At 54.0% G+C, this 13,185-nt stretch carries 10 protein-coding genes; 6 read left to right on the top strand and 4 right to left on the bottom strand.

Annotated elements, in window-relative coordinates:
• Positions 1-10: 10 nt before the first annotated feature.
• The 5 genes from SOJ49_RS04380 to SOJ49_RS04360 all read left to right on the top strand — a co-directional run bounded on the left by SOJ49_RS04380 (position 11) and on the right by SOJ49_RS04360 (position 6,578).
• Positions 11-814 (top strand): symmetrical bis(5'-nucleosyl)-tetraphosphatase, encoded by an 804-nt coding sequence (locus SOJ49_RS04380; RefSeq protein WP_369857015.1) that lies wholly within the window; start codon positions 11-13, stop codon positions 812-814.
• Between the two features lie 21 nt (positions 815-835).
• Positions 836-1,159, top strand: coding sequence for a thiosulfate sulfurtransferase GlpE (glpE, locus tag SOJ49_RS04375; RefSeq protein WP_369857014.1), 324 nt, complete (start codon positions 836-838; stop codon positions 1,157-1,159).
• 541 nt (positions 1,160-1,700) lie between these two features.
• Positions 1,701-3,623, top strand: coding sequence for a PrkA family serine protein kinase (locus SOJ49_RS04370; protein WP_369857013.1), 1,923 nt, complete (start codon positions 1,701-1,703; stop codon positions 3,621-3,623).
• Between the two features lie 145 nt (positions 3,624-3,768).
• Positions 3,769-5,055 (top strand): YeaH/YhbH family protein, encoded by a 1,287-nt coding sequence (locus SOJ49_RS04365; protein WP_369857012.1) that lies wholly within the window; start codon positions 3,769-3,771, stop codon positions 5,053-5,055.
• Complete coding sequence (locus tag SOJ49_RS04360; RefSeq protein WP_369857011.1) at positions 5,052-6,578, top strand: SpoVR family protein; 1,527 nt, start codon at positions 5,052-5,054, stop codon at positions 6,576-6,578. The genes SOJ49_RS04365 and SOJ49_RS04360 overlap by 4 nt, the downstream gene beginning before the upstream one ends.
• Before the next feature lie 116 nt (positions 6,579-6,694).
• On the opposite strand, the gene SOJ49_RS04355 is transcribed toward SOJ49_RS04360, so the two are convergent.
• Genes SOJ49_RS04355 through SOJ49_RS04345 form a run of 3 tightly spaced genes read right to left on the bottom strand, consistent with a single transcriptional unit; the run spans position 6,695 to position 9,511 of the window.
• Positions 6,695-7,903: a flagellar assembly protein T N-terminal domain-containing protein gene (locus SOJ49_RS04355; RefSeq protein WP_369857010.1), complete on the bottom strand. Its 1,209-nt coding sequence runs from the start codon at positions 7,901-7,903 to the stop codon at positions 6,695-6,697.
• A gap of 32 nt (positions 7,904-7,935) precedes the next feature.
• Positions 7,936-8,538, bottom strand: a complete 603-nt coding sequence (locus tag SOJ49_RS04350) for an LPP20 family lipoprotein (RefSeq protein WP_369857009.1) — start codon at positions 8,536-8,538, stop codon at positions 7,936-7,938.
• 49 nt (positions 8,539-8,587) lie between these two features.
• Positions 8,588-9,511 (bottom strand): DMT family transporter, encoded by a 924-nt coding sequence (locus SOJ49_RS04345; protein WP_369857008.1) that lies wholly within the window; start codon positions 9,509-9,511, stop codon positions 8,588-8,590.
• A 285-nt stretch (positions 9,512-9,796) separates the two neighbouring features.
• Between SOJ49_RS04345 and SOJ49_RS04340 the strand changes: the two genes are divergently transcribed.
• Positions 9,797-11,695 (top strand): bifunctional UDP-sugar hydrolase/5'-nucleotidase, encoded by a 1,899-nt coding sequence (locus SOJ49_RS04340; RefSeq protein WP_369857007.1) that lies wholly within the window; start codon positions 9,797-9,799, stop codon positions 11,693-11,695.
• Between the two features lie 63 nt (positions 11,696-11,758).
• On the opposite strand, the gene SOJ49_RS04335 is transcribed toward SOJ49_RS04340, so the two are convergent.
• On the bottom strand, positions 11,759-13,120 hold the full coding sequence (locus SOJ49_RS04335; protein ID WP_369857006.1) for a deoxyguanosinetriphosphate triphosphohydrolase: 1,362 nt from the start codon (positions 13,118-13,120) through the stop codon (positions 11,759-11,761).
• Positions 13,121-13,185 lie beyond the last annotated feature (65 nt).

Genomic DNA, 13,185 nt, shown 5'->3' with positions numbered 1-13,185 from the left:
GAGCCAGACCGTGACCACTTACGCCATTGGTGATATTCAGGGCTGTTATGAACCGCTACAACGGCTGTTGGAACTGATACATTTTGATCCACAGCATGATCAGCTCTGGCTCGCGGGAGACTTGGTTAACCGGGGCCCGCAAAGTCTGGAGGTATTACGCTGGGCCAGCTCGCTGGGAGACAGCGTTGTCGCCGTATTAGGTAACCACGACCTGCACCTGCTGGCGCGTTACTACGGCAGTAGTCGCAAGAGCAAAAGCGACACCCTCGACAGCGTCCTGAACGCACCGGATTGCGATGAACTGATGCACTGGTTACGCTATTGCCCATTAGTGCACCTGAGTGATGACCAGCAATGGTGTATGAGCCATGCCGGTATTCCACCCATCTGGTCGGCAACACAGGCCAGAGCACTGGCAGCAGAAGTCGAGCAGATCTTGCAGGGAGACCAGAGTCAAGACCTGCTGCGCGAGCTATACGGCAATGCACCGGACATCTGGGATGAACAATTAACAGGGCCTGAGCGCTGGCGCACGATTGTCAACTATTTGACACGCATGCGCTTTATCGATACTCATTGCCGCCTTGATTTTAGCGCCAAGGAAGGTCTCGACAGTGCACCGAAAGGATTTATGCCCTGGTTTGAGGCAAGCAACACTCAAACACGCCTGATTTTTGGTCACTGGGCAGCACTGAACGGCAATATTCACCACAATCATATCGAAGCCCTCGACACTGGCTGTGTCTGGGGCGGACAGCTAACAGCCATGAGCCTGAACAACAGACAGCGCTATGCCGTACCAGCTTCGGCCTGACGCCTATTAAAGGAGTAACAGATGAGCGGTTTTACCCAGATAAATGCAGCCGATGCCAAAGCCATGATCGCCAACGGTGATGTTCAGATCGCCGATATCCGTGATGCCATGAGCTACCAGTCTGGCCATATGAATGCGGCACAACGTGTCGACAACCAGAACCTGAATGACTTTATCGCAGCGACCAGCAAGCAAAAACCCCTGATCGTCTGTTGCTATCATGGCAATTCCAGCCAGGGTGCGGCCCAGTTCTTTGCCGAGCAGGGTTACGAGTCGGTGTACAGCCTGAAAGGGGGTTACGAGATGTGGAAAGTGACCTGCCCAGAATTGTGTCAACACGGTTAACCACCGCGATATCAGGGCTTGCTAACATCCGGCAAGCTCTCTCCCGCAGGGCCTGCGGCGATCAGACTTGCAGGCCAATCTCACCGCCACCATCAGGCCACTATCCGCGCCTCTGATACCTCCTCCGCATGATCCTGGCCACGCCTGCGTCTTCGCCGCATGAACCTTTGTTAACCATACCGTCGTCAGGACAATGACAAGCACCTTTTCGTCACGCCCGTTTGCTCCCGTGCAGTAGCCAATTCCTTGCCACAGGTCTAACCCCTGTTAGCTCCCGCCATTGTCGACCTTCCATTTTGACGTTGGCATACGCTGTTACGGCACACTCAATGCATAACACATTGAAGAGTCAAAAAGTCATCAGCGTCAAACAACGACTAGACTGAACCAATCCGGTGCTGCCAAACCAAAGCATTAGACAGCGAGCTTTAAAGGCATTGGAAAGTATGCTTTTGTATCTGAACAACCGAATCAAAAAGAGGAACGCCGCAGTTCTGGACGTCAATTGAACAACGATATCTACCAGCCGAAGAGGTGCCCAATGAGTGTATTCAGCCGCTATCAAGATCGTTATCAGGCCACTCAGCAAGAAGTCATGAGCCTGCAAGACTACCTCGAGCTCTGCAAAAAAGACCCGAGTGTGTATGCCACAGCCGCCGAACGTTTGTTATTGGCCATCGGTGAGCCGCAACTGGTAGACACGTCCAAAGACCTGCGCCTCAGTCGCATATTCTCCAACAAGGTCATCAAGCGTTATCCGGCATTTAATGAGTTTTACGGCATGGAAGAAGCGGTAGAAAGTATCGTTTCCTACTTCCGTCATGCTGCTCAGGGGCTGGAAGAACGCAAGCAGGTGCTGTATCTGCTGGGGCCAGTTGGCGGCGGTAAATCGTCGCTGGCTGAACGCCTGAAACTGTTGATCCAGAATGTGCCGTTTTATGCCATCAAGGGTTCACCGGTCTTCGAATCGCCGCTGGGGCTGTTTGACCCGGCCGAAGATGCCGACATTCTGGAAGAAGATTTTGGCATTCCGCGCCGTTACCTCGGTCGGGTGATGTCGCCCTGGGCGGTCAAGCGCCTGCATGAAATGGGCGGCGATATCAGCAAATTCGAAGTGGTCAAGCTTTACCCTTCGACTCTCGACCAGATCGGGGTGGCCAAAACCGAGCCGGGCGACGAAAACAACCAGGATATTTCCTCACTGGTGGGCAAGGTGGATATTCGCAAACTGGAAGACTATTCCCAGGATGACCCGGATGCCTACGCCTATTCCGGTGCCTTGTGCCGCTCCAACCAGGGCCTGATGGAATTTGTCGAGATGTTCAAGGCACCGATCAAGGTGCTGCACCCCTTGCTAACCGCCACTCAGGAAGGTAACTACAATGGCACTGAAGGCATGGGTGCGATTCCGTTTGAAGGCGTTATTCTGGCTCACTCCAACGAATCGGAATGGCAAACCTTCAAGAACAACAAGAACAACGAAGCCTTCCTCGACCGTGTTTACATCGTCAAGGTGCCTTACTGCCTGCGCGTTAACGAAGAAGTGAAAATCTACGAAAAGCTGCTGGAACACAGCTCGCTGGCTCATGCTCCTTGCGCACCAGATACCCTGAAGATGCTGGCCAAGTTCACCGTTCTGTCCCGTCTGAAAGAACCAGAAAACTCCAGTGTCTACTCCAAGATGCGTATCTATAACGGTGAAAATCTCAAGGATACCGATCCCAAGGCCAAGTCACTGCAGGAATATCGCGACGCAGCCGGTGTTGATGAAGGCATGAACGGGATATCCACCCGTTTCGCCTTCAAGATCCTCTCCAAGGTCTTCAACTTTGACGCCACCGAAGTCGCCGCCAATCCGGTACATCTGATGTACATTCTCGAACAGGCGATCGAGCAGGAGCAATATCCAGAAGAAACCCACAACCGCTATCTCAATTACCTGAAAGAATATCTGGCCCAGGATTACGTTGAATTTATCGGCAAGGAAATCCAGACCGCTTATCTCGAATCCTATTCTGAATACGGCCAGAATATTTTTGACCGCTACGTTACCTATGCCGACTTCTGGATTCAGGATCAGGAATACCGCGACCCGGAAACCGGCGAAATACTGGATCGTGTAGCGATCAACGAAGAACTGGAAAAAATCGAGAAGTCCGCCGGTATCAGCAACCCGAAAGATTTCCGCAACGAGATCGTCAACTTCGTTTTACGCGCCAGAGCCAACCACAACGGCAACAATCCTTCCTGGCAGTCGTACGAGAAAATGCGCTCCGTTATCGAGAAAAAAATGTTCTCCAATACCGAAGACCTGCTGCCAGTTATTTCCTTCTCTGCCAAGTCTTCCAACCAGGATCAGAAGAAACATAACGATTTTGTTGCTCGCATGACTGAACGAGGCTATACCGAGAAACAGGTGCGCTTGCTATCCGAGTGGTACCTGCGCGTACGCAAGTCCCAGTAACCGGTTTAAACCCGTGTAGCGTTTAGTTAGTCGCTGCACGGTTTCCGGCCGATGGTCTGCCCGAATAGCCAGCCTTGCTCAAAGCCGGGCGGCTTATGGGCCAGAGAAGCTCCACCGGGGAGCTTCTGACGTGTGGAGACTATATATGTCATATATCATTGATCGACGTCTTAACGGCAAAAACAAGAGTATGGTGAATCGGCAGCGTTTTTTACGCCGCTATCGCCAGCACATCAAGGAAGCCGTATCCGACGCCGTCAATCGCCGCTCCATCACCGATATGGAGCGGGGAGAGCAAATCAGCATCCCGACCCGCAATACCCATGAACCCGTTATCAGCCATGGCCAGGGTGGTAAACAGCATCGGGTCTTTCCGGGCAACAAGGAATTCAATACCGGCGACCAGCTGGAAAAACCCAAAGGTGGTGGTGGCGGCTCCGGTTCCGGCAAAGCCAGCAATCAGGGCGAAGGGGAAGACGACTTCAGCTTTTTTATTACCAAGGACGAGTTTCTCAAATACCTGTTTGATGACCTTGAACTACCCAACATGGTCAAGAAAACCCTGTCGCAGTCGAAAGAGTTCAAGACCCGGAGGGCCGGTTTTGTCTCGGAAGGCACGCCCAACAACCTCTCGGTTGTCCGCTCCCTGCGTAATGCCCATGCTCGCCGCATCGGGATGGGAGCAGGCAAACGTCGGCGTATTCGGGAACTGACCAGCGAAATCGAAGCCATGCTGGCGGCTGGCAATACCAAAACCCATGCAGACCAGATAACCGCCATGCGGGAAGAAATCGAATCACTGGAGAAAAAACTCAAGCTGCTGCCTTTTATCGACCAGCTTGACCTGCGCTACCGCAATCAGGTCAAAGTCCCAACCCCTACCAGCAAGGCGGTGATGTTTTGTCTGATGGATGTCTCCGGTTCCATGACCCAGGACGTCAAGGATCTGGCCAAACGCTTTTACCTGTTGCTCTACCTCTTTCTGGAAAAGAACTATGAGCACATCGAGATTGTGTTTATTCGTCACCACACCAGCGCCAAGGAAGTCACCGAAGAAGAGTTTTTCTACTCCAGAGAAACCGGCGGCACCATCGTATCAAGTGCGCTGAAGCTGATGAATGACATTGTTCAGGAGCGCTACCTCAGTGGTGGCTGGAACATCTACGGTGCCCAGGCATCTGACGGCGACAACTGGGATGACGACTCCCCTATTTGCGCCAGAATACTCGCCGATCAGCTGTTGCCCATCATCCAGCACTTTGCCTATATAGAAATCACCCCGCATGAGCATCAGGCACTCTGGTACGCCTATCAAAGCGTTGCCAAAGCCAATGCCCACCAGTTCGCCACCGCCCAGATCCGTAATCCCGGTGATATCTTTCCGGTCTTCCGGGAACTGTTTGCCAAAGAGCGTTACAAGGAGGCCGTATGAGTCTCAATCAAACGTCAGACAAGCGCGAGTACCTGTCCACGGATTCTGACTGGACCTTTGCACTGCTGGAAGACTACGATCGGGAAATTGCCCGTATCGCCAAGGGTTATGGCCTCCAAACCTATCCAAACCAAATTGAAATCATCAGCGCTGAACAAATGATGGATGCCTACTCATCGGTGGGCATGCCGATTGGCTACAACCATTGGTCTTACGGCAAGCAGTTTCTGGCTACCCAGAAAAGCTACCAGCGCGGGCAAATGGGTCTGGCTTACGAGATTGTCATTAACTCAGACCCCTGCATTGCTTACCTGATGGAAGAAAACACCATGCCGATGCAGGCACTGGTGATTGCCCATGCCTGTTACGGCCACAACTCCTTTTTCAAGGGTAACTACCTGTTCCAGACCTGGACAGACGCCAGCTCTATCATTGATTACCTGCTGTTTGCCAAGCACTACGTCCGCAAGTGCGAAGAACGTTACGGTAGCGAAGAAGTTGAACGTGTGCTGGATGCCTGCCATTCACTGCAGAACTATGGTGTTGATCGCTATCGCCGACCACGGCCAATATCCGCCGCCGAAGAAAAGTTGCGCCAGGAAGAACGGGAAGACCAGATGCAACGGCAAATCAACGATCTCTGGCGTACGCTACCGACCTACAACACTGATGAAGTCAAAAACAAACAAGGTAAATTCCCGGAAGAACCGCAGGAAAACCTGCTCTATTTTCTCGAAAAAAACGCCCCGATTCTGGCCCCCTGGCAGCGGGAGCTGGTGCGTATCGTGCGCAAGATTTCGCAATATTTTTATCCACAACGCCAGACCCAGGTGATGAACGAAGGTTGGGCTACCTTCTGGCATTATACCCTGCTGAACCACCTGTATGATGAAGGCAAGGTCACCGATGGTTTTATGATGGAGGTGCTGTCATCGCATTCAAATGTGGTGCACCAACCGAGCTTTGACTCGCCCTATTACTCAGGCATCAACCCCTACGCACTCGGCTTCAACATGTTCAGGGACATCAAACGGATTTGCGAAAACCCGACCGCTGAAGATTATGAATGGTTTCCGGATATCGCCGGTAAAGACTGGCTGGAGACCTTGCACTTTGCCATGCACAACTTCAAGGACGAGAGTTTTGTACAGCAATTCTTGTCACCTCACCTGATGCGGGAATTCCATCTCTTCAGTCTTTATGACGATGACGAGCGCTCCCATTACGAGATCGAAGCCATTCACAACGACAGCGGCTATCGCAAGGTGCGGGAAATGCTGGCGCGCCAGTACGACCTGTCGGTCAGGGAGCCGAATATCCAGGTCTGGTCCGTCGACCTGCAAGGGGATCGTTCCATGACGTTGCGCCATACCATGCAGGATGGCACGCCGCTCTCCACCGATGTGCACGAGGTGCTCAAGCATCTTAATTATCTGTGGGGGTTTGATATTCATCTGGAAACCTACAAGGATGGCAAACTGATGAGCAAGCACAGCTGCCCTTCCATGAAAGTAGCAGACTAACGCTGTCAGCCAGCACCCGAGCGAGGATAGAGGCCCGACTCCCTGGAGTCGGGCCGTCCGCAACCTCTCAACTCTTCGATTAATTTTCTCGTCAATTACCAACAATCACCAGGCAATCACCAGGCAATCACCAGATCATCGCGCTGGATCGCCAGCGAGGCCGCGTCACTGGTCATTTCTGCCACCACAAACTGGGGCTGTACCTGCTTGATCACGACTTCGGTTGCCATATCAGTCAGCTCGGTACGGGGTTCAAGGTCAAGATTATAAAAGGTGCCAGTGCGGTACACCTGAAACTTGTCACCGGGACGAATACCGGTACCACCACTGGCTTCAATGTGTATACGCTTGCCTCGGGCTGCCACGATACGAGCCATGAATGGCTGACACCGTATGACTTCTCCAATGTCATCGACCATGGCTTCCAGAATATGTCCCACTTCCTTGCCATAGGGAGTGTCCCAGAATACCGGCGAAGCAAACCCGACGCTGGCATTCCGCTCCGGTGTCCAGGCGCCAGAACCCTGATAAGTACGCTGAAACAACAAGGCACCGCTCAGGCCGTCATGCACAAACAGATCGGCGACAAACTCACGCTCCAGGGTTGCCCTATCCAGCCCCAATAGCGACCTCCAACCGGCCTGTGGTTCGGGTTCAGTTTGCTTGCCCGGATTGCCTTGCCCCAGCTGCCGCACCACACCAGACACTACATATTGCGCTCCCAACCGGGTTGCCAGCGCCACCGATGTCGTCAACCGCTGCTGACTCGTCTCCATTGATGGTGCCCGGCGTGGATCTTCGTACAGGCTGATTCGGCTGGCATCAAGCGCTTGAACAAAGCGGCTGTTATTCAATTCACTGATCAGTACTCGCGGTAAATCCTGTTCGATATTCTGCAGCCGTCCCAGAGTTGCCTGGGACGGTTGTGCCAGACCAAACCCAGCCACTGCAATCGCCTTGCGATAGGATTGCTGACTGGTCGAACACATGGCTTCCGGGCGCACCTCTGCCCGAATTTCCAGCTCGTAGATGCCGTTGTGCTGACCTTCTCCCAATACTTCGATATTGTGCACTCGGGCACGACTGCGAATATCCATATCATCCTGCTCCAACTGCCCGGCAGACAGACGTTGGGTCGAGCGGATACTGGCTCCAGCCGTCAACCCCGCCTGCCGTAACGCATCGGTCAGGGCATCTTCGCGGGCCTGATTAACCGATATTTCAATGACGGCGCGACCGGTCACCTCCACCGTCTGCGCCTGTACTGGCCCACTGAGCAACAACAGCAGCACACTACTGACTCCGGCATACCATATTGCACACATTGCAGCCTCCCGGCTCCGGTCAGGAACCATCATCATTCGATAAAATAAAAACCGGAGTCAGGCACGGGCGCTTCACCCTTGACCCGGCTGCGCTGGCGTTCAACAAACTGGCTCAAGCTCGCGCCGCCAAGGGAAACTCGACAATCAACGTTAACCCGCTGGTTATCCATGGTTTGCAGACAGTTACGGAAGCCCTGATCAATGGTCATTTCCAGCAGAGTTTCCACCGTCCCATCCGGCATCACATCCGAACTGACCACGCGGGCGCCATGCAGCCAGGTTTCGATATAGGTTTTCAGACGGTCGTTTTCGACCACCATATCGCGCACCGTGGTACTCCCTTGAATGGCCGTTCCGTACACCCGTTCAGCCATGGCTCGATAAGCATCCATACGGGCAGCACGAATCGCCAACAAACGCCGCTGGGCGTCCGTCATGCCTTTGCCATTTGCCATTGCGCCATACCCCACCACTCGCAGCAGCATGGGGGCGATCGGATCAATTTGTTGTTCTACCGGTGAAAAATACGCTTCGGCGTCTTTCGGTGTGCTGCTGTGGCGCATCAGCATGTCGCTACACCCTGTCATTATTAACGCCGTACAGACAAGTATCTGCAGATATAGCACTCGTTTCATGATGATCTCCGACCGGTTTACAGCAGTTATCGGCCGAAAATACATTGAGTTAAGCTTTTTTCCGCGCCCGCCAACGTTGCGGAGCCAGCAGCCCATGATGCAGCAGACGATCCAGCCTCTGTGGCCACTGATACAAGGCCAGCGCCAGCAGCAGCAAACCAGCGCCCTGCAACGTCGCCAGCTGCAGCGTTTCATCGTTCAACAGATGGCCCCAGAGCACCGCCAAAACCGGTGCAATCAACGTAATCATGGTGACCCGCGCGGCGCTGTAATGACGCAACACCAGGAAATACAGTACAAACCCGAGCAGTGAGCCAAACACCGTCAGGTAACCAAGACTGAGCAACCCTCTGGTTGGCCATCGATCAGGCCAGACCAAACCGAAAAACGGAATCGACAAGACGTACAACACCGACGACAACAACAAACTGCCGCTGGTCTGTACCATCGGATGCAACCCGGCGTTGGAGCGTTTGACCCAGACGGCACTCAAGGCAAAACAAAATACCGAGACCAGAGTGCCGACAATGCCCCGCCAGGACTGCTCATCCAGATCCAGGCGAGCAGCCACGACCAGTCCAAGCCCAGCCAGCGCCACCAGCAAGGCAAACACTCTGGCAGGCGTCAACTCACGTTCTTTCAGCCAAACCCAGGCAATCGCCCCCGACAGCATCGGACTCAGTCCGTACAGCACCGAGATCAACCCGGACGGGATGTAATGAGCCCCCCAATACACCGCCATCATGGCGCCATAAATACCGATGGTGCCGCCAACATAACTGTTGATCGCCTGCCGCGAGCGCTCCAGCCGCTGCCCCATAATCCATACCAGCGGTAGCGACAGCATGGCGCTCACGGTCATTCGCAGCATGGCGGCCATAAAAAACCCGATACCTTCCTGGCTCGCTTGTAACGCCAGTGGTGTGGTCGACCAAATAAGGATGACCAGTAAATACGCAACAATTACTAACATGGCAGTTTTCCTGACGACCTGATCCGGCTGATGGCGACAAAATGGTGGTTTCCGCGCCTTGTTGCAACCGCTGCAGGCGATTCGCCTCGCAGGATAAGCCTGGACAATGTCAAAGAAAGGTCAGCGATTGTCATTCATGCGTCATCTGCAAGTAACCGGAAATTCATCAACCAACCATAGCGTTTCTCATTCTCGGCTAATCCCAATCTTCAGAGGACGATGACATGAACCTATTCAGATTATCCACGCTTGCACTGGCAATCGTACTGGCGGCGTGTGGCAGTGATGGCAAGGACGGTCAAGGACGGTCAAGACGGTCAAGACGGTCAGAATGGATCCAATGGCAGCGACGGAACGAACGCGCCAACCGCCAAAGCGCTGGATCTGACCATTCTGCATATGAATGACCACCACTCGCATCTCTCGGCAGAAACACTGGATATCGACACCTCGGCGCTGGCGTTAAACGCCAAAACGGAAGCCGACGAAGCCATCAGCGAAGTCGCGGTTGAATACGGCGGCTTCCCGATGCTGACCACGCTGTTCAACACCCTGAGCAACCAGCACACCAATGTGCTGAAACTGCACTCCGGTGATGCGGTTACCGGTACGCTGTACTTTTCACTGTTCAACGGTACTGCCGATGCTGCCGTTATGAACCAGATCTGCTTTGATGCCTTTGCCCTCGGCAACCACGAATTTGATGGCGGCGACTCCGGCCTGGCCAACTTCCTCGACTCCCTCAACGCCAGCGCTTGCGAAACCGCGACCCTGGCTGCCAATGTGCAACCATCCGCCACATCGGCCATCGCCAGTGGTTATATTCAGCCCTATACCATCGTTGAAAAAGACGGTGAAAAAATTGGTATTATTGGTATCGATATCGCCAGCAAAACCCAGAATTCCTCCTTCCTCGATGCCGGTACCCTGTTGCTGGATGAGACCGAAACCGCCCAACAGTACATCGACGAGTTAACAGCGGCGGGGATTAACAAGATCATCCTGATGACCCACTATCAATATGCCAACGATCTGACTCTGGCATCCAACCTGACTGGCGTTGATGTGATTGTCGGGGGCGATTCACACACCCTGCTGGGTGACAGTACCTTTACCAAGCTGGGCTTCAATCCGGTAGCGGCATACCCCACCATCGTCACCAACAAGGATGGTGACACCACCTGTGTTGTACATGCCTGGGAATACGCCCATTTGTTGGGCAAACTGGATGTCAGGTTTGATGCCGACGGGGTTGTCACCCAATGTTCCGGTCACCCCTACCTGCCAATTGGCACCACTTTCACATATGCCTATAACGGCAGTGAAGATCGCACGCTGGACGCCGTGGATGCGTTTACAGTGACACAGCAGCTGACCGCTGACGACGACGTGGTGTCTACCGTCGCCGACAGCAACAGTGCCGCTATTCTGGCAGGCTACGATCAGGTTGCCGATGTACTGCGTCAAACCGTCATTGGCACCATCTCGGAAGATCTCTGCCTTGAGCGTATTCCCGGCCAGGGCCGCTCCAGTATTTGTGATGTATCGGATACCACCGTGCATGGCAGCGATATCTCCAACATCGTCGCCAAAGCCTTTATGACCATCACGCCAACGGCTGACATCGCCATTCAAAATGGCGGCGGCGTCCGGGTCGACGTCGCCAGCGGTGACTACACCATTGCAGACGCTTACTCGCTGCTGCCATTTGCCAACACCATGGCAACTCTGGAAATGACTGGCCAACAGATCAAGAATGTTCTGGAAGATGCGTTCGACTACGCCCTCAGTGAGGGCGGTTCTACCGGTTCGTACCCTTACGCATCCGGCCTGCGTTTTGACGTAGATGCCTCGCAGGCCAAGGGCAGCCGTTTCAGCAATCTGGAAGTCAACTCCCGCGTCGCCGGTGACTGGGGCGCCCTTGATCTCGCCGCCACCTATACCGTGGTGACCAACAACTATATTGCCGCTGGCCAGGACGGTTACACCACCTTTGCCGAGATCACCGGGGATGCCTATGTCGATACTTTTACCGAGTATGCGCAAGGCTTCATGGACTACGTCAAGCAGCTCAGTGACGCTGGCCAAACCGTCAACAAGCTGCCCATCAGTGAATACTCCACCCAATCCTATATTGGCACGGACAGCTGCAATCACAGCAGTGGCAGCTGCACCGGGTTCTGAGCCAGAACCGGCTGGTTCTGCTATCCACCCAAACAGGGGCCACTGGCCTCTGTTTGTTGTCTCTTACCCCTGCGTTGGTGGGTAATAGCCGGAAAACTGCCGCGCCAGACTGGCCGCATAGGTATCGGTCATACCCGAGATATAATCGATGGTGCGCATATAACTCTCATACAGTGTCCAGCCGGGCTGTGGAGCCGAACCTCCCATCAATTCCAGCAAGCGGGCATTACGAAACGTCGGAGCCTGACTGGTTGAACACTCTCGCGCCGCACTGAGAAAAGCGTCCAGCAGAATACCCAATGTCGTGTAGGAGCCAATCTCGATTGTCAGCTTGCGCCCGTCTCTGAAGATGCGCTGGCGCGCCAGTTCCTTGGCATCCGCCACCACATGGCGCACAGCTTCCGGGCAATAGTCAATAATGCCGCCGTCCAGACAGCCCTGCAGCAGTTGCGCTTCATGGCGAGTAAAGCTGGCACTGACCGCTTGTACCATCACCTCCATCGCATAACCGCGCAGAATCTGTAACTTGCGCCGGTCACCCTCTTCGTTGGCCAGGTCTTCCTGAACCTGTTCCCACTGATCGACCAATAACGGACTGAGCAGGGTTTCGACCTCGTGATACTGCAACAAGCCCACTTCAACGCCATCTTCAAGATCAATCAGACCGTAACAAATATCATCAGCGGCCTCGACCAAATACACCAGCGGGTGGCGACACCAGCGATCCTCTCCCCGCTTGAGCAGCCCCAAGGCGCTGGCGACTTCTCGCAGAATCGGCAGCTCCGACTGATAACAGCCAAATTTTTTCGCTCTGCCCTGCGTCACTTCGGCAACACTCCAGGGGTATTTGAGAAACGTCCCCAACGTCGCATAGGTTAACCGCATACCGCCCTTGAAGCGGTTGTATTCCACCTGAGTCACCAGCCGTAACCCTTGGGCGTTACCCTCAAAGGTCATCAGGTCGGCCTGCTCCAGTGCAGACAAGCCTTCAAGAAAATGGTGATTCTGTGGATCCATAAACCAGTGCCGAATAGCGTCTTCACCACTGTGTCCATAGGGAGGATTACCAATATCGTGAGCCAGACAAGCGGCCTGAACCAATGCACCGAGATCGCCAGCATCGATAAACTCCGGCAGTTTATGCGCCATGGCGTTACCGACCATGCTGCCGAGCGAGCGGCCGACACACCCCACTTCCAGTGAATGAGTCAGGCGACTGTGCAAATGATCGTTCTCGGTCAGCGGATGCACCTGGGTTTTACGATTCAACCGCCGAAACGCCGACGAAAAAATAATACGGTCGTAGTCCTTGTGAAAGGGAGTACGGCCGATATCCAGCGCCAGACGTGCCTGGGTTTCGCCGTAGCGCAGCGGCAACAGTAATTGCCGCCAGTTCATGCGCCCGCCATGCGGTTGCTTTTCCATAGACTCTGCTCCGTTCACTACTGCTTATATGCCGGGCTAGACACCTGGCGCGTTGATCGGAACGC

Source organism: Candidatus Thalassolituus haligoni, assembly GCF_041222825.1.
Lineage (GTDB): Bacteria > Pseudomonadota > Gammaproteobacteria > Pseudomonadales > Oceanobacteraceae > Oceanobacter > Oceanobacter antarcticus.
The sequence above is the reverse complement of the archived record's forward strand: the minus strand, read 5'-3'. Positions and strand labels throughout refer to the sequence as shown.